Source organism: Catenulispora sp. GP43, from assembly GCF_041260665.1.
Lineage (GTDB): Bacteria > Actinomycetota > Actinomycetes > Streptomycetales > Catenulisporaceae > Catenulispora.
Genome location: NZ_JBGCCT010000008.1, coordinates 111862 through 132155, shown reverse-complemented (window position 1 = coordinate 132155; position 20294 = coordinate 111862). Strand labels below are relative to the sequence as shown.

Annotated in this window: 18 protein-coding genes; 7 read left to right on the top strand and 11 right to left on the bottom strand. The window is 72.1% G+C overall.

Annotated elements, in window-relative coordinates; genetic code table 11:
* Positions 1 to 79 precede the first annotated feature (79 nt).
* Both ABH926_RS18210 and ABH926_RS18205 read left to right on the top strand, forming a co-directional pair.
* Entirely contained in the window at positions 80 to 406 is a 327-nt protein-coding gene (locus tag ABH926_RS18210) for an FAD-dependent oxidoreductase (protein ID WP_370366839.1), read from the top strand.
* Between the two features lie 99 nt (positions 407 to 505).
* On the top strand, positions 506 to 715 hold the full coding sequence (locus tag ABH926_RS18205; protein WP_370366838.1) for a hypothetical protein: 210 nt from the start codon (positions 506 to 508) through the stop codon (positions 713 to 715).
* A gap of 3 nt (positions 716 to 718) precedes the next feature.
* On the opposite strand, the gene ABH926_RS18200 is transcribed toward ABH926_RS18205, so the two are convergent.
* The 5 genes from ABH926_RS18200 to ABH926_RS18180 are packed head-to-tail and all read right to left on the bottom strand — an operon-like array spanning position 719 to position 5684.
* Positions 719 to 1492 (bottom strand): SDR family oxidoreductase, encoded by a 774-nt coding sequence (locus tag ABH926_RS18200; protein WP_370367067.1) that lies wholly within the window; start codon positions 1490 to 1492, stop codon positions 719 to 721.
* Positions 1493 to 1521: 29 nt separating this feature from the next.
* Positions 1522 to 2151 carry a dihydrofolate reductase family protein gene (locus tag ABH926_RS18195; protein ID WP_370366837.1) on the bottom strand — a complete coding sequence of 210 codons (630 nt, stop codon included), beginning with the start codon at positions 2149 to 2151 and terminating at the stop codon, positions 1522 to 1524.
* A complete protein-coding gene (locus ABH926_RS18190; RefSeq protein ID WP_370366836.1) occupies positions 2148 to 3614 on the bottom strand; it encodes an FAD-dependent oxidoreductase in 1467 nt (488 codons plus the stop codon). The genes ABH926_RS18195 and ABH926_RS18190 overlap by 4 nt, the downstream gene beginning before the upstream one ends.
* Positions 3615 to 3669: 55 nt before the next feature.
* Positions 3670 to 4395, bottom strand: coding sequence for a hypothetical protein (locus ABH926_RS18185; RefSeq protein WP_370366835.1), 726 nt, complete (start codon positions 4393 to 4395; stop codon positions 3670 to 3672).
* A 20-nt stretch (positions 4396 to 4415) separates the two neighbouring features.
* Positions 4416 to 5684: an RNA polymerase sigma factor gene (locus ABH926_RS18180; RefSeq protein ID WP_370366834.1), complete on the bottom strand. Its 1269-nt coding sequence runs from the start codon at positions 5682 to 5684 to the stop codon at positions 4416 to 4418.
* A gap of 176 nt (positions 5685 to 5860) precedes the next feature.
* On the opposite strand from ABH926_RS18180, the gene ABH926_RS18175 reads away from it, so the two are divergent.
* Positions 5861 to 7399 (top strand): FAD-binding protein, encoded by a 1539-nt coding sequence (locus ABH926_RS18175; protein ID WP_370366833.1) that lies wholly within the window; start codon positions 5861 to 5863, stop codon positions 7397 to 7399.
* A gap of 147 nt (positions 7400 to 7546) precedes the next feature.
* Here ABH926_RS18175 and ABH926_RS18170 read toward each other — a convergent pair whose 3' ends face one another.
* Complete coding sequence (locus tag ABH926_RS18170; RefSeq protein WP_370366832.1) at positions 7547 to 8857, bottom strand: extracellular solute-binding protein; 1311 nt, start codon at positions 8855 to 8857, stop codon at positions 7547 to 7549.
* A gap of 211 nt (positions 8858 to 9068) precedes the next feature.
* On the opposite strand from ABH926_RS18170, the gene ABH926_RS18165 reads away from it, so the two are divergent.
* On the top strand, positions 9069 to 10736 hold the full coding sequence (locus ABH926_RS18165) for an MFS transporter (protein WP_370366831.1): 1668 nt from the start codon (positions 9069 to 9071) through the stop codon (positions 10734 to 10736).
* A 62-nt stretch (positions 10737 to 10798) separates the two neighbouring features.
* Here the strand turns inward: ABH926_RS18165 and ABH926_RS18160 are convergent, their stop codons facing one another.
* Positions 10799 to 11626: a helix-turn-helix domain-containing protein gene (locus ABH926_RS18160; RefSeq protein WP_370366830.1), complete on the bottom strand. Its 828-nt coding sequence runs from the start codon at positions 11624 to 11626 to the stop codon at positions 10799 to 10801.
* Between the two features lie 316 nt (positions 11627 to 11942).
* On the opposite strand from ABH926_RS18160, the gene ABH926_RS18155 reads away from it, so the two are divergent.
* The 3 genes from ABH926_RS18155 (at position 11943) to ABH926_RS18145 (ending at position 15146) form a co-directional block, all read left to right on the top strand.
* Positions 11943 to 12497, top strand: coding sequence for a DUF5987 family protein (locus ABH926_RS18155; protein WP_370366829.1), 555 nt, complete (start codon positions 11943 to 11945; stop codon positions 12495 to 12497).
* Positions 12494 to 14164, top strand: a complete 1671-nt coding sequence (locus ABH926_RS18150) for a GMC family oxidoreductase N-terminal domain-containing protein (protein ID WP_370366828.1) — start codon at positions 12494 to 12496, stop codon at positions 14162 to 14164. Before ABH926_RS18155 ends, ABH926_RS18150 begins: the two co-directional genes overlap by 4 nt.
* 175 nt (positions 14165 to 14339) lie before the next feature.
* Positions 14340 to 15146 (top strand): helix-turn-helix transcriptional regulator, encoded by an 807-nt coding sequence (locus tag ABH926_RS18145; RefSeq protein ID WP_370366827.1) that lies wholly within the window; start codon positions 14340 to 14342, stop codon positions 15144 to 15146.
* Between the two features lie 18 nt (positions 15147 to 15164).
* Here ABH926_RS18145 and ABH926_RS18140 read toward each other — a convergent pair whose 3' ends face one another.
* The 4 genes from ABH926_RS18140 to cmdF all read right to left on the bottom strand — a co-directional run bounded on the left by ABH926_RS18140 (position 15165) and on the right by cmdF (position 20294).
* The gene (locus ABH926_RS18140; protein WP_370366826.1) at positions 15165 to 15746 is read right to left on the bottom strand and encodes a hypothetical protein; all 582 of its coding nucleotides are present in this window, start codon (positions 15744 to 15746) and stop codon (positions 15165 to 15167) included.
* Positions 15747 to 15839: 93 nt separating this feature from the next.
* Positions 15840 to 17021, bottom strand: coding sequence for an acyl-CoA dehydrogenase family protein (locus ABH926_RS18135; protein ID WP_370366825.1), 1182 nt, complete (start codon positions 17019 to 17021; stop codon positions 15840 to 15842).
* 30 nt (positions 17022 to 17051) lie between these two features.
* Positions 17052 to 18581, bottom strand: a complete 1530-nt coding sequence (locus ABH926_RS18130; protein ID WP_370366824.1) for a 4-hydroxyphenylacetate 3-hydroxylase family protein — start codon at positions 18579 to 18581, stop codon at positions 17052 to 17054.
* An 81-nt stretch (positions 18582 to 18662) separates the two neighbouring features.
* Positions 18663 to 20294: a tyrosine 2,3-aminomutase gene (gene cmdF / locus ABH926_RS18125; RefSeq protein WP_370366823.1), complete on the bottom strand. Its 1632-nt coding sequence runs from the start codon at positions 20292 to 20294 to the stop codon at positions 18663 to 18665.

Genomic DNA, 20294 nt, shown 5'->3' with positions numbered 1-20294 from the left:
GGACGCATCGCAGCTGGTCGCCGGCCCGCTGCTTCGGCGACTGATCCCCAGTCCGGCCCTCCGCTCTATCGTGGGCACCATGACGGCCACGGGCGCACTCCCGGACACCGTCTGGCAGACGCACCGCCCCGCAGTCTTCGGCGCCGCCTACCGGATCCTCGGCTCCGTCGCCGACGGCCGCGAGATCGGCTACGACCGCCTGGTCCTCGCCGCCGGCAGCAGCCTGCCCCGGCCGCGCGACCTGCCCGGCGCCGAACGTCTCTTCGACATCGAAAGCCTGGACGGCGCACGCCGCCTCACCGAGCACCTGCGTGGCCGCGACGGCTTCCACGCGGTCGTGGTCGGCGCCGGCTTCACCGGCCTGGAGGCCGCCGCCGCGTTCGACGCCGAGCACACCGTCATGTAGGCCTGCCAGCACGCGACCCCGCTGGGCAAGACCGCCGGCCACAACGCCGCGGCCGATCTGCTCGGCCTGCCGCTTCGCGAATTCGCACCGGGTCCGTATGTGACGTGCCTGGATCTGGGTGCGGCCGGCGGGATCTTCACCCGGGGCTGGGATCGCAGGGTGCTGGCGGTCGGTGCACAGGGCGCGGACATCAAGCGGCAGATCAACGCCGCCATCCACCCGCCGGTCGACGACGCCGGGAAGATCCTCGCCGCCGCCGACAACGTCTACATCGATCTACCGTTCTTCCCCCGTGAGGAGAACGAGTAGCGGCTAGGAGTGGAACTCCCCCGCATCCACGTTCAGGCTCTGCCCGGTGATCGCCCTGGCCAGATCCGAAGCCAGGAACAGCACCGCGTTGGCCACGTCGCCGGGGTCGGGCAGCCGCCGCAGGTCGAACGCGGCGGCCGTCTCGGCGTAGACGTCCTCCACGCTCACTCCGCGCTCAGCGGCCTGATACGCGAACCAGCTCTTCAGGCCCTCGGTCCAGATGTAGTTCGGCACCACGGTGTTGACCCGGACGCCGGAGGGCCCGAGTTCGGTGGCCAGGCTGCTGCCCAGGGAGCGCAGCGCCGACTTGGACGCCTTGTACGCGCCGAAGTTCGGGCGGGAGTGGTGCACGACCGCCGAGCTGACCAGCACGATCGAGCCCGCGTGCGCGGCCAGGGTCGGGCCCAGCAGCTGCACCAGGCGCAGTGCGGCCAGCGCGTCGGTCTCCAGGGAGGCCCGCACGGCGTCCAGGTCCATCGTGGCCAGGTCGCCCATCGTCGGGGGCGCGAAGGCGTTGCTGACGAACACGTCGACGCGGCCGAAGGCGTCCAGCGCGCGGTCGGTCAGGGCCCGGCAGGAGTCGGGGTCGAGGATGTCGGTGGGGACCGTCAGCGCGCGCCGGCCGTGTGCCTCGACCTCGGCGGCCACCGCCTTCAGGACCGGCTCGGTGCGGGCGGCCAGCACGACGTCGGCTCCGGCCGCGGCGCCGCGGACCGCGATCTCCCGGCCCAGGCCCGGGCCGACCCCGGAGACCAGCATCACTGTGTCGTGGAGCATCTTGTCCTGGAGCATCTTCGTCCTCTTCTTCACTTGATGACGCGATGGAAGACATGGGTCACGCCGGACGACAGCTCCACCCGCGCCGTGGCGAGCATGGTCGAGGGATCCGTGGGCCGGGCGAACAACGGGACGCCGCCGCCGAGGAGCACCGGCACGATGTGCAGGCGCAGCTCGTCCAGCAGCCCGGCGGCCAGGCACGAGGAGATCACGCGTCCGCCGCCCATGACCGCCACGTCTTTCGAGCCCGCCGCGGCGACCGCCCGGCGGACGGCCACGGCGACGCCCTCGTCGACGAACTCGAAGTCGGTGCCGCCGGACATCCGGCGCGGCGGCAGCGGCCGGTGCGTCACGACGAACACCGGGATGTGGAACGGGGGCTCGTCGCCCCAGGCCTTCTCGCCGTGGTCGAACATGCGGCGGCCGATCACCGCGGCGCCGGTGCGGGCGAAGAACTCGCCCATGATGTCGGCGGGGGTGCGGTGCTCCACGTGTTCGCCGCTCACACGGTCGGCCTGGGCCCGCCAGGATTCGAGGTCGAAGAGCCAGCGGTGCAGACGCTCGCCGCCGATGCCCAGCGGGTGGCGGTCGGGCCCGTCGTCGGGGCCGGCGACGAAGCCGTCGAGGGACACCGAGATGTCCGCTATCACCTGGGTCATGACTGCTCCTGGGAGTGAGCCGCGAGCGCCGAGGCCACGGTCTCCGGCATGGCGTCGCCACGGAACAGGCCCTCGGGGTCGACGCGGGCCCGGACACGCTCGACCGCGAGGATGTCGGCCTCGGACAGGTGGCCGCGCGGCCGGTCGAGGCCTTTGACGAAGCCCGGCGCGGTCCGGCCGGTGTCCCAGGGAGCCAGGGCGGCGCGCATCCGGTCGCAGTGCTCGATGATCTCGGCAGGGGTGCCGCGCAGTTCCGGGACGCCGGCACCCATGTAGGCGAAGCGCTCCTCGAAGTGGTTCAGCGCCCCGCCGGAGGGGTCCGCGACGGCCATCCGGCCGCCGAGCTGCCGCAGCTCCGCGACGATCAGCGGGGAGTCAGAGCCGGTGCCGGTGCCGGTGCCAGTGCTGGTGCCAGTGCCAGAGCCGGTGCCGGTCGTGCGCAGGAAGGCGGCGATGCCGTCGCGGCCCAACTCGGAGAGCAGGAAGTGGTCGCCGATGAAGGTGCCGGGCTCGTCGGGGTCCATGTGGACCTCGGGGACGGTTTCCGGGCCGGCGTCCTGCCAGGTGTCCAGGACCGGTTCGCCGACCGCCCGCAGCGGGGCCAGAAGTTCCCGGGCGTGCGCGGCGCCGAGCGCGACGCCCGCGACGCACACCACCGGCCCGCCCTTGAGCATCGGCGGGATCATCGGCAGGTCCGGGAGGTTCATCACGCGCAGGGAGGTCGAGACCTCCTCAGGGGCGCGCAGCGTCCAGTCGTACCAGGCCTCGACGACGGCCGCGGCGTGCGTCCACGACCAGAAGGCGGCACCGGTGACCAGATCCGCGGCCGGGAACAGCGCGAGCTCGACGGCGGTCACGACACCGAGCCCGCCGCCCCCGCCGCGCAGGGCCCAGAACAGCTCAGGGTCCTGCGTCAGGCTGACCCGCCGCAGCCGGCCCTCCGCGGTGACCAGCTCGATCGCCGTGACGTGGTTGGCGGCCAGGCCGACCTTGCGGCCGTAGAGACTGACGCCGCCGTGCAGCAGGTAGCCCACGGCGCCGACGGTGCCGGAGGTCCCGTGCGGGGCCGCGAGGCCGTGCGGCGCGGCGGCGTGGACGACCTCGTTCCACGGCGTGCCGGCGGGAATGTGGGCCCGGCGCCGCCCGACGTCGATCTCCACCCCGCCGCGCAGAACCGGCCGGATCAGCACGGCACCGGTCATCTCGGGCGCGGCACCGGCCGAATGGCCGGTGGTGTGCACGCGCACCCCCTGCCCCCGCGCCGCCGCGTAGCCGATCGCGGCCTGCACCTCGGCGGCGCTGGTGGCGGTGACCGCCGCGGCCGGGCGGGCCGGTCCGGCGAGGTTGTAGACGCGGGTCGCCTCGTCGTAGGCGGGGTCGCCGGGGAAGGCGACGGTCGCGGGCGGCGGCGCTGTCGCCGGCAGTGCTGTCGCCGGCGCGGATGCGTGTACGGCTTCTGACATGATGGCTCGGCCCCTTCCTGCTCACTTGTCAGGGTGGGGGTCGGGACCGGCCGAATCATCCGCGAACGTGCTCGGCTACAGCAAGCGCCTTCGCAACACTGAGGAAGACGCGCCGGCCCATGGATATGTAGTTCCCGCCGTCACGCTTGCCCCGCTCGTAGGCGGCACGGTTTTCATCCATGAAGGTCTCGTACGCGACAACGGCCCCCGCTGTCAGTCGGGCCCCGGGCGGCAGGTCGGGACCGGCCTCGATGACCTCGACGCCGTCGAACAACGGCCGCACCACCTGCTCCGCCTCGGACGTGTCCAGGCTGGTCGCCTGCATCAGACGACCGGTGGCGGCGGTGATGGCGGCCGTCTTGCCCCAGATCCACAATGTGTCGCCGAGGTAGAACGGGCCGCTGGTCAAAACGTCCCCGACCTTCACCGGCGCGCCGTCGGCGACGAGCACCGTGCGTCCACCGGGCCGTGTGTATCTGTAGGTGTGGATCGAGACGTACTGCGCACCGCCGAGGTCCTGCCTCAAGAATTCGGCCCGGAACCACCTGGGCTGGGCCGGATCCTCGGTCAGCAGCACGCCTTTCTTCCAGTAGTGGGCGTACCCGTCGCCGGCCGCGACCCACGCGCGCCCGCGTGCGCTGGCCAGAAGCAGGGTACGTACAGCACCGGGATTCCTGGTCGCGGCAACGGTTTTCACGATGCGATCGGCGTCCTCGGCCGAGGCACCCTTCACCATCAGCAGGCGATTCAGGTCGCTGAGTAAAGCATGGTCGGTGAACACGCCGCCATGATGTCAGCCCCCTACCCCAATCCGTCTTCCAACGCGGCGGCCACCCGCTCCGCCTGCTCGGCCAGATACCGCCGCTCGGGCCCGCTGGCCGCCTGGCTCGACGCGGTCCGGTACGCCTCCTGCGCGCCGGGCAGGTCGCCGTCCATCTCCAGCAGGTACGCGCGCACCGCGCTGAGGCGGTGGCTGCCGGCCATCCAGCGGTCCTGCTCCAGCGGCTCCAGCAGGCCGAGCCCTTCGCGCGGGCCCTTGACCATGGCCATCGCCACCGCGCGGTTCAGGCGCACCACCGAGTTCGGGGCCATCTGCTCGAGCAGGTCGTACAGGGCCAGAATCTGCGGCCAGTCGGTCTGGCCGCCCTCGGGGGTCTCGACGTGCACCGCGGCGATGGCGGCCTGCAGCCGGTAGGGCCCCACGCCCGGGCGGGCCAGTGCCTCGACCACCAGGGCCAGGCCCTCCTCGGCCAGGTCGGCGTTCCACTGGGAGCGGTCCTGCTCGGCGATCGGGACCAGGGTGCCGTCGGCCAGGGTGCGGGCCGGGCGGCGGGCCTCGGTGAGCAGCATCAGCGCCAGCAGCCCGGCGACCTCGCCGTTGCCCGGCAGGACGCGGTGCGCCTGGCGGGTCAGGCGGATGGCCTCGGCGGTGAGGTCCGGGCGCAGCAGGTCCTCTCCCGCGGTGGCGGCGTAGCCCTCGTTGAAGATGAGGTACAGGACGTGCAGGACCGCGCGGGTGCGCTCGGCGCGCTCGTCCTCCGGCGGCATGCGGAACGTCATGCCCGCGTCCTTGATCTGCTGCTTGGCGCGGGAGATCCGGCGGGTCATCGAGGTCTGCGGGACCAGGAAGGCCTGGGCGATCTCCTCGGTGGTCAGGCCGCCCACCGCGCGCAGGGTCAGCGCCACCTGCGAGGACGGGGTCAGCGCCGGGTGGCAGCACAGGAACAGCAGCATCAGGGTGTCGTCGTCGGCGGAGACCCGCTCGTCGTCGTCCGGGGCCGGGGCCAGCGCGGACTCCGCCGGCGCCATCGTCGCGACCGTCACCTCGCGGGTGCGGCGCGCCTGGTCGCTGCGCCAGTAGTCGGTGAGCCGGCGGCCGGCCACGGTGAGCAGCCAGGCCCGCGGGTTGTCCGGGACGCCGTCGGCGGGCCACTGCGTGGCGGCCGAGACGAGCGCCTCCTGCACCGCGTCCTCACAGCCGTCGAACTGCCCGTGGCGCCGGACCAGCGCGCCGAGGACCGAGGGCCTGAGCTCCGCGAGCAGACTTTCCAGGCGTTGGTCGGAACGCACCAGCTCATTGTATATGCGCGGGACCGCACGGGCCGCCGGGACACCCGGGACGTCCGCGGCAGCGCACACGGCGAGATGCCGCCGGCCGCGCGCCGGTGGCACGGTCGGGGCAGGGACCGCGGACCGGACCGCGGGACCGGACCGCGAGCCGTTGCGAACCGCTGAGGAAGGCCGCCATGACGGACACGAGCGCCGCCGTCGTCACCCGCGACGACCCCCGCTACCCCGCCCTCGTCGAGGGCTACAACCACCGTTTCGTCGGCCGCCCCGAGCAGATCCGGCTGGCCCGGGACGCCGCCGACGTCCGGGCCGCGGTCCAGGAGGCGGTGGACTCCGGCCGGCGGGTCGCCGTGCGCAGCGGCGGCCACTGCTTCGAGGACTTCACCGCGCACCCGGACGTCAGGGTCCTCATCGACCTGTCGGCGCTGGACCACGTCGGCCACGACCCCGGCCGCGACGCGTTCGTGGTGGAGCCCGGCGCCCAGCTGGACCACGTCTACCGCACCCTGCACGACGGCTGGGGCGTGACCATCCCGGCCGGCACCTGCTTCGAGGTCGCGGCCGGCGGGCACATCGCCGCGGGCGGCTACGGCCCGCTGTCCCGCCGCGACGGCCTGGTCGTGGACCACCTCGCGGCCGTCGAGGCGGTCGTGGTCGGCGCGGACGGCCAGGCGCGCGTCGTGGTGGGCACCCGCGACCCCGACGATCCGCACCACGACCTGTGGTGGGCGCACACCGGCGGCGGAGGCGGCAGCTTCGGCGTCGTCACCAAGTACTGGCTGCGCACCCCGGGGACGCCGGACGCGGACCCGGCCCGCCAGCTCCCCCGCGCGCCGCGCGCCGTGCTGCGCCGCGACACCATGTGGTCCTGGGACGCGGTCTCCGAGGCCGACTTCCGCACCCTGCTGCGCAACTACTGCACCTGGTATGAGGAGAACAGCAAGCCCGGCGCGCCGGCGACCGCGCTGTGGAGCAACCTGATCATCACCCACCGCTCGGGCACGATGTTCATCCTGACCTCGGTGATCCCCGACGACGCCCCGGACGCCGCCGAGATCCTGCGGGCCCACACCGAGGCCGTCACCAGCGGTATTCAGGCCGCGCCGATGTCGGCGACAACCGAGACAACCGAGACCGCTGAGAACGCCGAGACCGCCGAGACCGTGCCGTGGCTGGACACCTGGCTGCCGTCCTACAGCTGGCCCAGCGACCCGGCCGGCCGCTACAAGAACAAGGCGGGCTATTTGCGCCGCGGCTTCTCCGACGCGCAGATCGCCGCCATCTACCGGCACCTGTCCTCCACGGACTACGACAACCCGATGGGCTGCCTGGTCGTGACCGGATTCGGCGGCCAGGTGGGCGCCGTGGCCCCGGACGCCACCGCGGTGGCGCAGCGCGACTGCATCCTCAAGGCCTCCTACAGCACCGGCTGCTGGACCGACCCGGCCGACGACGAGCGCCACCTGGCCTGGGTCCGCGCGTACTACCGCGACGTCTACGCGCACTCCGGCGGCGTGCCGGTGCCGGACGCGATCAACGACGGCTCCTACATCGGCTACCCCGACACCGACCTGGCCGACCCGGAGTGGAACCACTCCGGGTCGGACTGGTCGGCGCTGTATTTCAAGGACAACTATCCGCGGTTGCAGCGCGCGAAGCAGGCTTATGACCCGCTGGATGTTTTCCGGCACGGGCTGTCGGTCCGCCTGCCCTGACGGTGGGTCAGGCCGATATTCAGCGGGTCCTCGCCGCCTCCCGAACGGCAACCACCCGCCTCGACGCAAGACATAGGGCATCCCCCTACGCCGACGCGTGTCGCTATCCCGTCCCCGGCTCCGACCACTAGTCGAGCGGGGGGTCGTTCACCGCAGTCCGGCCCTCCGCGCCTCCAGCACGTCCCGGCGGCACCGGGCGTTGTACTCGTCCAACAGCCGCTGGGCCTCGACGTTCGCCGCCGCGAAGCGCCAGGCCGGGTCCTCCTCGCCGAGCAGCACATCGTGCATGGCGTGCGTCATGGCGGCCTGGATCCGGGCGGACTCCCCGATCAGCGCCCCGAGCGCGGCCGGGGACCGGTCGGAGACGGCCAGCTGGTCCAAGGCGACCGCCGGCGGCGTGCGCCGGTGCTCGAACCGGCCCTGGGCGGTCAGCAGCTTCACCGCCGCCCCGGTGGCCGGCAGGAATCCGGTGTCGAGATGACGCTGCGCCGCGTGCTCGGGCGCCATCAGGTACTGCAGGAACGCCAGCGCGCCGTCACGGACGGCCGGCTCCAGACCGGCCGTCAGCCAGATCGCCTCCCCGCCGGCGCTGTTGCCGGCGAAGGGGAATCTCCCGCTGTACGGCATGCGGCCGGCCGTGACCTCGAAGCCGTGCTCGCGTCCGGCCCGCGACAGGCGGTCGGACTCGGCCGAGGAGGCGAGGATGAAGGCGACCTTCTGCTCGGCGAAGGCTGCGATGGTGTCCTCGCCATGCGTCGAGCGACCGGGGTACAGGTAGCGCCCCTGACGGTGCATGCGGCGCCACCAGCCGACGAAGGCCAGCATCTCCGGGGAGTCCAGAAGCATCTTCTCCGCGCGGCCCCGGCGCCCGTTCCCGTGGTCGGCGAGCAGACCGCCGGCTTGTGAGACCGCCTGCTGAAAAATCCAGCCCTGGTTCGGCCAGGTGATGGCGTGGCCGACGCCGGGCAGGCCGCGCACCGCCTCGCACGCGCCCTCGACCTCGTTCCAGGTCTGCGGCAGCCGCGTCACCCCGGCAGCCTCCAGAAGCCCGGTGTTGGCGTAGAGCAGCGTCGTCGAGATCAGCGACGGGACGGCCAGCAGCACCCCGTCGTAGGAGTACGAGGCACGCGCGGCAGCCAGGACATCGCCGATGACCACGGGATGCCCCAGGATCTCCCGGCGGCCCGCGATCGCATCGTGCGGGGAGACGAAGAGCGGGGCGCCGGACTTCGAACGCATGTCCAGTGCCGTTTGGGTCGCAGAGTGCGAATACTGGACCAACGCGGGCGTGCGGCCTCTGCCGGAAGCGGGCTCCCGGACGTCGATCACGTACTCCGGGTGCAGCTCGTGGAACGACGCCGCGAGCTTCCGGATCCCGTCGGCGTAGGACGGGACCGAGGAATGGCGCGGCAGCCACACCTCGACCGCCACATCGGCCGCCCGAGCGGTCCTCGTCATGCCGCACTCCTCACAGGTCTGCTGTCCCCAGCCTCGCTGCCCCAGCCTCGCAGCCCCAGCCTCGCCATCGGGCCCGCAGGCCGGCACCTCCTCGATTGCCGGACCGGCCGGGATCCGCACCTTCGGAGAAGGCCGCCGCCCACCGCGGACCGACGATGCTCATGCGGGTGCTGCCAAGCACGCAGCCCCGGCGCCCGAGAGAGGACGACTCATGCAAGACGCGACTTCGGGAGCCCCGGCACAGGCAGCCGTCACACGGGCCGGACGCAAGGAGTGGGTGGGCCTGGCGGTCCTGGCGCTGCCCGCGCTGCTGGTCGCCATGGACATCGGCGCCTTGTTCCTGGCCCTGCCGCATCTGAGTGCGGACTTGGGGATCACCGGCGCCCAGCAGCTGTGGGTGACCGACATCTACGGGTTCATGCTCGCCGGGTTCCTGCCCACGATGGGGACGCTCGGGGACCGGGTCGGGCGGCGCCGGCTGCTGCTGATCGGCGCGACCTTCTTCACCCTCACGTCCCTGCTCGCCGCCTACTCCACCAGCGGTGCCGAGCTGATCGTGGCGCGGGCCCTGCTGGGCGTGGCCGGCGCTTCGCTGTCGCCGTCGACGCTGGCGCTGATCAGCACCATGTTCCAGGACCCCAAACAGCAGAAGCAGGCCATCGGGATCTGGTCGACGTGCCTGTTCGGCGGGACCGCGCTGGGCCCGGTCATCGGCGGCGTCATGCTGGAGTACTTCTGGTGGGGCTCGGTGTTCCTGCTCGGCGTGCCGGTGATGGTGCTGCTGCTGGCGGTGGGCCCGAAGGCGCTGCCGGAGTTCCGCAACCCCGAGGCCGGCCGGCTCGACTACCTCAGCGTCCTGCTGTCACTGGGCGCCGTCCTGCCGGTCGTGTGGGGCGTCAAGGAGTTCGCCGCCGGCGGCGCGGCGGACCCGGTGCCGGCCGTCGCGGCGATCGTGGCGGGCCTGGCGCCGGGGGTGCTCTTCGTCCGCCGGCAGGGCGCGCTGGATCATCCGATGATCGACGTGGGCTTGTTCCGGCGGCGGGAGTTCACCGGCGTCCTGCTGGTGATGTCCCTGGGCTCGCTGGCGCTGGCCGGCATGGGCATCATGAGCAGCCAGTGGATCCAGAGCGTCGCGGACGTCTCGCCGGGCGCCGCGGGCCTGCTCCAGGCGCCGACCGGATTCGGGTTCGCGGTCGGCACCGCGCTGTCGGCCGTGCTGTTGAAGTGGTTCCGCCCGAGGACCACGATGATCATCGGCGCCTCGCTGTCGGCGGCCGCCTACCTGGTGATCACGCAGGCCACGGCGACCGGCTGGCTGGCCGCGGTGGTCCTGTGCTACACGCTCGCCGCACTCGGCGTCGGCCCGACCTATGCGCAGGGCACCGGCATCGTCGTCGGATCGGTGCCGCCGGAGAAGGCCGGCTCGGCGGCATCGCTGTCGGAGACCTCGACGGTCTTCGGCTCGACCCTGGGCCTGGCGCTGCTGGGCAGCCTCGGCGCGGCGGTGTACCGGCACCGGGTCTCCGCCGCGGCGCTGCACGCGATCCCCGGCGTGGACGCCGGCCGGGCGCGCAAGAACGTGGCCGTGGCCGACGGCATCGCCGCCGGCCTGCCGCACGACGCGGCCGAGGCGCTGCGGCACACGGCCGGGACGGCGTTCACCACGGCGATGACGGTGGTCGCGCTGGCCTGCGCGGTGGTCTGCGTCGGCGCGGCCCTGATCGTCAAGCTCCTGATCCGCGACCTCGGGCCGGTTCCGGCGGTTCCAGAGGCTCCGGAGAATTCGGCGGCTCCGGTGAATTCGGTGAATTCGGTGAATTCGGAGCAGGACTCTCCGGCCGCCGCCGTGCCGTTGAGCAAAGACGTCGCATCGGGCTGAGTGGCAGCGAAAACGGCCGGGCGCCCGAAGACTCGGACACCCGGCCGCAATCCCGCGCCCTGCTAGCTGCCCACGCCCGCCGCGACCCGCTCCGCGACCCGCTCCGCGACCCGCTCGACGGCCTCCTGCCGTGCCGCCTGCAGCGCCAGCAGCACCGGCGGGTCGAGCATGCCGGCCGGCTTCAGCGGCAGGTCGACAACGTGCTGCTCGACGCCGCGGCGGATGACGATGGGGCCGAGGGTGCCGACCCACACCGGCGCGTCCCCGGCGCGCGGCGGCTCCGTGCCCAGGCGTGCCCGGCCCGCGCGGACCGCGCCGTCGTCCTCCATCGCGGACTGCGCCAGCAGGTACCAGCGGCCCGTGGGGACGTTGTCGAAGCGGTACGGGCCCGGTCCGTCCAGGATCGTGCAGCAGACCGGACGGCCCTCGGGCACACACTCCGGGAACAGGCCGGCGAACACCCGCCCGCCGCGCTCGTCGTGCCCCTCGATCACGCCGCTGACCGTGGCGACGTCGGGGTTGGTGCCGCGCGGCTCCGAGACCCGGATGCGGTCAGTGTGCCCGCCCAGGCGCCGGTACTCGGTCGGGGAGAGCCCGACGCTGCGGCTGAAGCGGGAACTGAAGGTGCCCACGCTGTTGTAGCCCACCAGGACGCTGATATCGACCACTGTCATGGTGGTGGAGGTGAGCAGGTGTTTGGCCCGCTGGAGCCGCAGCGCCGACAGGAACCGGGCCGGGGAGACCCCGGTGGCGCGCTGGAACATGCGGGTGAAGTGGAACTTGCTGAACATCGCGGCGCGGGCCATGTCATCGACGGTGACCGGCTCGCTGAGTCGTTCGTGCATCGTGGTGATGGCCCGCTCGGCGGCCCGGGTGATGGCGTCGTTCATCGCGTGCCCCAATAGGTAGACCGGTGGTGTTCGACGGCGTCCACGCACGGCGGACAGTGAATCTGAGCTCTGATATCTATTTGTCATCCCCGGCGCGCGCCCAACCATGCCCCGCACCGGGCGCCCCCGCGCTGCCGTGGCACGTGTTCCAGCATGCTCGACATCTGATTTGCCCGCCTTCTCGGTCCGTGCGGTATTCGTCCGGTGCGCCCCGGTGGGCCCGGCTGTGCGCACGGGCGAAGAGGCCGGGTGCGAACACGCCCTTCGACAATGAACACGACCGTGACGAGGAGGAGGATTCCCCGTGAAACCACCGATGGCAGACGAACCGGGCCAGACGATGACCCTGGAGGCGTTCGCCGACACGATCGTGCCTGGTGAGAAGCGATTCCCCGGGGACCGGGCGATCGCCGGGAGCGCCGGCGGCGGCGGGGCCGTGGCGGCCGGCGCCGTGGACCTCATGCGCACCGACGCCGGCGGGCTGGCCGAGGCGCTGCCGGACCTGGTCCGGGAGCTCAACAAGCACGCCGAGGCCTACCGCGAGCAGCTGCGCCTGCCGGCCGACCCCGACGTCCCGGCGTTCGTGGCGCTGCCGGCCGGGCACCGCGCGATGCTGGTCGCCGACCTGGTGCGGCCCGGGAACCCGGAGCGGTTCCTGTGGGTGGGCCTGGCGATCTTCAGCAACATGGCCTTCGACACCGGGGCGCACCTGAGCACCGTGCAGGCCCTGGCCGACGGCCACCCCGGCCTGACGGCGCTGGGCTACAGCCGCCCCGACGCCGACGGGCTGTGGCGCTTCCCGGACTTCTCCTACCGGCGGCCGCTGGCCCCGCTGCATCCGCACACCACCGCCACCGGGAGCCCGGCATGAGCACCGTGGAGCAGACCGACGTCCTGGTCGTCGGCAGCGGCTTCGGCGGCGCCATCGCCGCCTACCACCTGGCCGCCGGCGGGGCGCGGGTGATGGTGCTGGAGCGCGGTCCGTGGCTCACCGGCGAGGACTTCGACCAGGACTTCCGGTTCGGCGCCTCCGGGACCCGGATCTTCGACTTCGTCATCGGCAACGGGATGAGCCTGCTGGGCGGCAACTGCGTCGGCGGGGGCAGCGTCGTGTACTTCGCCGCGATGCCGCGCGCGCCGCGCTTCGTCTTCGAGCGGCGCGGGTCGATCGGGCGGCGGATGTGGCCGGCGGCGCTGAGCCGGGACACGCTGGAGCCGTGGTACGACCGGGTCGCCGAGGCGCTGCCGATCAGCCAGCTGGGCTGGAACGACGCCACCTACTCCGGCGGGCTGTGGGCCGCGGCGTGCGCGCACGCCGGCCGTACCGCCAACCCGGTGCCGGCGGCGATCGACCGGGAGCTGTGCACCAACTGCAACTGGATGCTGGCCGGCTGCCGGTTCGACGCCAAGCGGTCCATGCTGCTGAACTACCTGCCGGCGGCGGTGTCGCACGGCGCGCAGATCCGGCCGCTGCACGAGGTGCAGCAGATCTCGCGGACCGGCGACGGCTCGTACCAGGTCGCGTACAACACCGTGCACGACGTGGACTACCGCGTGGTCACCGGCAGCGGGACCATCCAGGCCAAGATCGTGGTGCTGGCCGCCGGGGCCGGGGCGACACCGGTGATCCTGCAGCGCTCGGAGCCCGCGCTGGGCCCGATGCCCTACGCGGTGGGGCGCTACTTCTCCGGCAACGGCGAGCGGCTGAACACCGCGATCATCGACGAGGACAAGGCCCGCGAGGTGCTGGGGCTGGACCGCGGCAACGGCCGGGCGTACGCGGCCAACCAGATCGGCAAGGGGCCCACCGTGGCCTCCTGGGACGACCTGGACCCGGACAAGCCGGAGTTCGAGCGCTTCTCCCTGGAGCAGCTGTACTTCCCGCCGGGTCTCGGCACCATCCTGGCTCAGACCCCTGACGCGGACGCGGCCGTGCCGGCCTGGTTCGGACCGCGCAAGAAGGAGATCGTCGAGCGCTGGCAGTCCTGGCTGACCATCTTCACCACCAGCGAGGACGACAACGAGGGCGTCTTCGGCCCGCCGCCGCCGACCGGCAACGCCACCCGCTTCTCCCAGCAGATGCTCGGCTTCGGCCCGCTGACCTACCGGCCGACGGCGAACACGCTGCACGGCTGGGAGCTCTCGGACGCGGAGATCAAGCGGGTGCTGGAGAAGGACGGCCTGGCGAAGGTGCGGCCCTGGACCAACGACGTGGTCGGCGCCTACACCGTGCACCCGCTGGCCTCCTGCCGGATCGGCGACGACCCGGCCACCTCGGCCCTGGACGACACGCACGAACTGCGCGGGCATCCGGGCATCTTCGTCACCGACGGCTCCGCGGTCCCCGGCGCACTGCTGGTCAACCCGGCGTTCACGATCGCGGCGCTGGCCGAGCGGGCGATGCCCGGCATCGTGCGCGCGGCGCGCGAGCGGGGCGTCGACGTGCGCTACGGGGCGCCGAGCCCCGACGGGGCGACGGCGGCGCGCGAGGCGTCCTGGAAGCAGGCGGTACGGCTGGCAGGTGCCGCAGGGGCCTGATATGCCCGGGGGCGACACGTTGCCAAAGATGTGTCAGGTGACTACGCTCCACCTCATGTGATTTGCCCCGATAAAGCGCGACTCCGGCGCCGGCTGAGGATCTGGGGGAACCAGTCGGCGCCCGGGCGCGGACACCGTGCACGCAGCACCGTCGGCACCATCGACCGGAGACGGGATGCACAGCGCCGAGACCACTTTTCCCTCCGACCCCGCCGTCCGGGCAGCCGTCGAACGCGCGATCGTGACACTGTGGGAACACCACCGTGAACCGCTTTCCCTGTCAGGGGTCGCACAATCCGCGGACCTGAGCCCGCTGCGCCTGTCCCGGGCGTTCCGGGCCCAGACCGGCACCTCGCCGTTCCGCTTCCTGGCCGCGATCCGGATGTACCAGGCCAAGCGACTGCTGTCGGAGACCTCGATGAGCGTGGCGGACGTGGCCTTCGAGACCGGCCATCGCAGCCCGCGCACCTTCAGCCGCCGCTTCACCGCCCGCGTGGGCGCGCCACCGGAACGCTACCGGCGCCTAGCCCTGCACGGCGCACCCCGATCCCCGAACCACACCCAGCGCCCCGCAGCCCGTCCCGGAGGGATGCAGGGGCTGGTCCGAGTCCCGGTCGAGACCCCCGGCATGCGCATCTACGTGGGAGCCTTCACCGGCCCCGTGGTCCGCGGCGGCCCGGTCGCCCGCGACGTCCTGGACGCCCCCGGCCGCTACCGCCTCACCGCGATCCCCGCCGGCGACTGGCACATCCGCGCCGCCGCGGTCCCGCTCGCCCCCCAACGCCTGGCGGTGGGCACGGCGCGCGCCGTGGTGCGCCGCAGCGGGGACTGCGCCGACGTGGACATCGAGATGCGGCCCGCCGAGGTGATGGACCTGCCGATCCTGCTGGCCCTGCCGGAGTTCGACCGGGGCGGGGCGCATCCGGTGCCGCGGTTGGGGTTGGGTTTCCAGCCGGGGCCGGCGGGGGTTTGGACGGCCTGAGGGAGCAAGTGCGCGCCCTCACACCCCTGGGCCGGTTAGATCCGCATACTTCTCACGCAGGCCTTGAACCTCGTCCGGCTCCGGCGGCGTCAAGTCGAGGCGCTTGAACTTGCTTTCGGCGTCGTCGGAGAACAACACGAGGAAGAGCCGCTCATAGCCGACGCGCGCGTACTGGTCGTTGATCGCGCCCTTTGTCTGGTCGCCGATCTCACGGCGCACGTCCGCGAACGCCCCCCACCAGCGTGCGACATGCCACGTGACCAGGCTGTCGAGGAACACCACGGCATCGGGCGTACGATCACGCCGGGCGATGCTCTGTCGCCCGCTGTAGACCCGCTCGAAGCACCACAAGAGGGTGAAGTAGGCATTGGCTATCTGAACGATGTCAAGCTGCCGATCGAAGCCCCTCCGCTTCTCCGGCACCGCGCTCAGGATGTTGCGCGCCTCAGCGACGAGGCCGCTGGTCAGATCGGCATGAAGCGATCGCGCGAGCTCGAAGTCCTCACGGCGATGCTGCACCCGCGCTTGACGTGCGGCGTAGATCACGGCCCCGACAGCGGCGACGGCACTGACCACGGAGATCGCATCGTTGAACGTCATCTCGCCAGTAAACCGTCACAGAACCCTGATTAGAAGCCACGCGAAGGCCGCCGCACCAGCTCCCCAGCCGGTGCGGCGGCACTCCCGCTCACCTCAGATGTAGTGCGTATTCGGCTCCAGCCCGCACAACACCCGCCCGTACAACTCCAGGTTCGTCGCCGGGTGCATGATCGCGTGCAGCGACAGCGTCTGCACATCGCGCTGGATCCGCTGGATCGGCACCGTGGAGTACACCGACGACCCGCCGCTCTCGGAGTTCAGCAGGTCCACCGCCTCCTTCGAGCGCTGCGTCGCCGCGCCCAGGTCCAGGCGGGCCTTCGCGCGCTCTTCCAGCGTCCAGGTCTGGCCGGCGGCCGCCTTGTCGTCGAGCATGCCGGCGGCGCGCATGACGTGGAACTCCGCCTCGTCGATGCGGGTCACGGCGTCGGCGGTGGTCAGGTGGGTGATGGGGGCCTCGGCCTGGTTCTCGTAGGCGGTGTAGGTGATCTTGCGGCCGGGCAGGCGTTCGAAGAACGCCTCGCGGGCGGCGCGGGCCAGGCCCAGGGCGACGGAGGCGACCGTGGTGCACGCGGTGGGCATGAACGGGGCCTGGTACACCGGGCTGGCGGCGTTGCGGCCCGGTTGGTGCACGCCGGCCAGGATCGGGGGCATCGACAGGATCCGCGCCTCGGGCACGAACAGGTCCTGGGCCACCGTGCTCACGCTGCCCGAGCCGCGCATGCCGGCGGTGTGCCAGTCGTCGACGACCGTCAGGTCCGCCAGCGGGATCAGGACCATGATGGGCTCGTACGAGCCGTCCGGGTGCGCCCGGACGGCCGCGTTGGTGTTCCACGCGCTCTGGCGGCTGCCGGTGTTGAAGGCCCACTTGCCGTTGAGCACGATGCCGCCGTCCACCGGGACGCCGACCGCGCTGGGGCTCAGGATGCCGCTGATGCGCACCTCGGGGTCGGCGAACACCTCCTCCTGGACCTCGTCGGGGAACATCCCGGCCATCCAGGCGCTGATCGCCCACACCGCGGCGGTCCAGCCGGTGGAGCCGTCGCCGCGGGACAGCTCGGAGACGACGTCGGCGACGGTGCGCATCGGCGACTCGTAGCCGCCGAAGTGCTTGGGCACCCGCATCCTCAGCAGCCCGGAGTCGGTGAGCGCGCCCACCACGTCCTCGGGCAGCCGGCGGTTCTCCTCGATCCACGGCGCGTTCTTGGCCAGCAGCGGTACCAGGTCGGTGGCGCGGCCGAGCAGCTCCTGCCGCGACGGGGCGTTCGTTTCGGGCATGAAAGGGCCCACCTCTCGTGAGAAAGCGAATCAGGGTCGGTTGATCAGGGATCTGAGATCGGAGAAGGACTCCAGGTCCGGCACCGTCCACCCGTCCAGGTCGTACTCGGCCAGGCACTGCTCCACGAACGCCTCGTAGCCGCGCAGCTGGCCGGATGCCAGCTGCGCCGTGTACAGCTCGACCCGGGTGTTCTCGTGGTTCCCCGAGTAGTTGCGCTCGTACAGCTCGTGCCGGCCGCCGAACTCGCTGCCGACCGCGTCCCACAGCAGCTTCATGAGCTTGACCCGCTCCACCGCCGTGGCCCCGCCGGAGCCGCGAACGTACTTGTCCAGGTACGGCCGGGTCTGCGGGTTGCGGAAGTCCTCGGCGCTGGAGGGCACGTAGATCAGCCCGCTGGCCACGTCCTGCAGGATGATCTCGCGGATCCGCGGATAGCCCACCTGCATGAACCACCGGTACGCCATCCCGTAGTCCTGGTTCGGCAGCACCGCGCCGTCCTTCCACGGCACCGGGTTGCGCGCCGCGGCGTCGGCCAGGCCCCAGAACAGGTTCCGCCAGGCCAGCACCTCCCCCATCCGGCTCTGCACGCCCCGGAAGTCCCGGGTCCCGGTGACCGCCAGCGCCTTGGACAGCAGCCCGGCCAGGAACTCCAGCTTCACCGCCAGGCGGATGCAGCCGTGGAAGGTGAACCGCTCCGGGAAGCCGGAGCGGGCCGTGAACATCTGCACCTTGCCCAGGTCCCCGTAGATGAACACGTTCTCCCAGGGGATCAACACCTTGTCCATGACCAGGATGGTGTCGTTCTCGTCCAGGCGCGAGGACAGCGGATAGTCGAAGGGGCTGCCGGCCACGGCCGCGGTGGCGCTGTAGGACGGCCGGCAGATGAGCTTCAGGCCGGGGGCGTCCATCGGCACCGTGGCCACCAGCGCGTACTGGCGCTTGCGGATCGGCAGCCCGTAGTGCGCGATGAAGTTGTAGTGCGTCAGCGCCGAGCCGGTGGCCACCACCTTGGCGCCGCTGACCACCAGCCCGGCGTCGGTCTCCTTCTCGGCGTGCACGAACACGTCGGCGACCTCGTCCGGCGGCCGGTCGCGGTCCACCGGCGGGTGCACGATCGCGTGGTTCCAGTACAGGACCTTCTCCTGCGACTCCCGGTACCAGCGCCGCGCGTTGTCGGCGAAGGGGGCGTAGAAGTCGGCGTTCGCGCCGAGCGTGCCGAGGAAGGAGGCCTTGTAGTCCGGGCTGCGGCCCATCCAGCCGTAGCTCAGGCGGGCCCACGCCGCGATCGCGCCCTGGGCCGCGACCAGGTCCTCGGCGCTGCGCGGCGTGGTGAAGAAGCGGTGGGTGTAGCCCTCGCCGCCGCCGTCGACCGGACAGGTCAGGACGTCGCGGTGGCGCTCGTCGTGCAGCGCGTCGTAGAGCCGGGCGGTCATGCGCACCGGGTTGTGGAACGCCGGGTGCGCGGTGACGTCCTTGACGCGCTCGCCGTAGACGTAGACCTCGCGACCGTCGCGCAGGCTGTCCACGTACTCCTCGCCGGTCATCGGCCGAGTGGCCATTGCTCTCCTGCCCTCCTGCTCGGCGCCTCTCAGCGCGGTTCGGGTGTCGGCGCCAGCTCGGGTGTCAGCGCAGCTCGGGTGTCAGCGCAGCTCGACGCCGCAGTTCTCGACGGCGGCGATGAACTCCCCGCGGGTCAGGGCGGCGGCGACGGTCTCGATGTCGTCGGCCATGTACCGGTCCTGGTTCAGCGGCGGCACCAGCGAGCGCACCGCGTCGTAGGCGGCGCGGCCGGCCGGGCCCAGTCCGTCGTAGCGCCCGGAGACGTCCACCGCCGAGGCCGCGGCCAGGAACTCCACGGCCAGGATGTACTGGTTGTTGGCCAGCACCCGCCGCGCGTTGCGGGCCGCGATCAGGCCCATGCTGACGATGTCCTGGTTGTCGCCGTTGGACGGCACGCTCTGGGTGCTGGCCGGGCCGATCGTCCGGTTCTCGGCGACCAGCGCCGTGGCCGGGTACTGCGCGCCGGCGTAGCCGCTGCTCAGGCCCGGGTCGCCGGCCACCAGGAACTCCGGCAGGCCGTAGCTCAGGTGCCGGTTCAGCACCCGGTTGAGCTGCCGCTCGGCCAGCACGCCGAGCTGGGTCAGGGCGATGGTGGTGAAGTCCATGACGAAGGCCACGGGCTGGCCGTGGAAGTTCGCGCCGTGGAAGACCTCGTGGTCCTCGAAGAACAGCGGGTTGTCGTTCGCGGAGTTCAGTTCGGTCTGCACCCTGGCCGTGACGTGCGCCAGGGTGTCCCGGACGCTGCCGAGCACCTGCGGCATAGCCCGCAGCGAGTACGCCTTCTGCAGGTAGATCTCAGTGCGGGTGACGTCCCCGGAACCCTTGGCCGCGGCCACCTGGCGGCGCAGGTCCGCGTGCTCCACGGTGAGCCCGCTGCCGCGCAGCAGGGCCCGCATGTTCGCCGCGGTGTCGATCTGGCCGGGGTGCGGCCGGGCGATGTCGTGGCCCTCGGGCTGGAACGGCCCCATCGACCCGCGCACCGCCTCCACCAGCAGCGCCGAGACGATCTCGGCGTTGCGCACCTGCTCCAGCGCCCGACCGGCGACCAGCGCGCCGAGCCCGGTCATCGCCGAGGTGCCGTTGATCAGCGCCAGGCCCTCCTTGAACTTCAGCTCCAGCGGCGTGATCCCCAGCGAGCGCAGCACCGGAGCGACCGGCCGGGGGCCGTCCGGGCCCAGGAAGTAGCCCTCGCCGATGACCGTGGCGGCCACGTGCGACAGCGGAGCCAGGTCGCCGCTGGCGCCGAGCGAGCCGATCTCCGGGATGGCCGGGATCAGGCCGGTGTTCAGGTACAGGGCCAGGCGCTCCAGGATCTCCGGACGCACCGCCGAGTAGCCCTTGGCCAGGGCGTTGAGCCGGGTGGCGACGATCGCGCGGGCCTGGTCCTCGGGGAAGTGCGGGCCCACCCCGGCGCTGTGGCTGCGCACCAGGTTGGTCTGCAGCTCGGTCTCGCGCGAGGGGTCGACGAGCATGTAGATCATCTCGCCGTAGCCGGTGGTGACCCCGTAGACCGGGATCCCGGCCCGGACCACGTCCTCGAAGACGGCCCGGCTCTTGCCGGCCTTGGCCAGCGACTGCGGGCTCAGCGAGACCTCGGCCCGCTGCTCGGCCACGCGCCGCACGGCCGGGATGTCCAGGCTCTCGCCGTCCAGGACCACGGGGGTGGCGACGGCTGGGGCGCTGATGGGCGAAGACACGGCGTTCTCCTTCAT

Coding starts and splice junctions, on each gene's coding strand:
- ABH926_RS18210 (WP_370366839.1), top strand. CDS start 80: ATGACGGCCACGGGCGCACTCCCGGACACCGTCTGGCAGACGCACCGC.
- ABH926_RS18200 (WP_370367067.1), bottom strand. CDS start 1,492: ATGCTCCACGACACAGTGATGCTGGTCTCCGGGGTCGGCCCGGGCCTG.
- ABH926_RS18195 (WP_370366837.1), bottom strand. CDS start 2,151: ATGACCCAGGTGATAGCGGACATCTCGGTGTCCCTCGACGGCTTCGTC.
- ABH926_RS18190 (WP_370366836.1), bottom strand. CDS start 3,614: ATGTCAGAAGCCGTACACGCATCCGCGCCGGCGACAGCACTGCCGGCG.
- ABH926_RS18175 (WP_370366833.1), top strand. CDS start 5,861: ATGACGGACACGAGCGCCGCCGTCGTCACCCGCGACGACCCCCGCTAC.
- ABH926_RS18170 (WP_370366832.1), bottom strand. CDS start 8,857: ATGACGAGGACCGCTCGGGCGGCCGATGTGGCGGTCGAGGTGTGGCTG.
- ABH926_RS18165 (WP_370366831.1), top strand. CDS start 9,069: ATGCAAGACGCGACTTCGGGAGCCCCGGCACAGGCAGCCGTCACACGG.
- ABH926_RS18160 (WP_370366830.1), bottom strand. CDS start 11,626: ATGAACGACGCCATCACCCGGGCCGCCGAGCGGGCCATCACCACGATG.
- ABH926_RS18155 (WP_370366829.1), top strand. CDS start 11,943: ATGGCAGACGAACCGGGCCAGACGATGACCCTGGAGGCGTTCGCCGAC.
- ABH926_RS18150 (WP_370366828.1), top strand. CDS start 12,494: ATGAGCACCGTGGAGCAGACCGACGTCCTGGTCGTCGGCAGCGGCTTC.
- ABH926_RS18145 (WP_370366827.1), top strand. CDS start 14,340: ATGCACAGCGCCGAGACCACTTTTCCCTCCGACCCCGCCGTCCGGGCA.
- ABH926_RS18140 (WP_370366826.1), bottom strand. CDS start 15,746: ATGACGTTCAACGATGCGATCTCCGTGGTCAGTGCCGTCGCCGCTGTC.
- ABH926_RS18135 (WP_370366825.1), bottom strand. CDS start 17,021: ATGCCCGAAACGAACGCCCCGTCGCGGCAGGAGCTGCTCGGCCGCGCC.
- ABH926_RS18130 (WP_370366824.1), bottom strand. CDS start 18,581: ATGGCCACTCGGCCGATGACCGGCGAGGAGTACGTGGACAGCCTGCGC.
- cmdF (WP_370366823.1), bottom strand. CDS start 20,294: ATGAAGGAGAACGCCGTGTCTTCGCCCATCAGCGCCCCAGCCGTCGCC.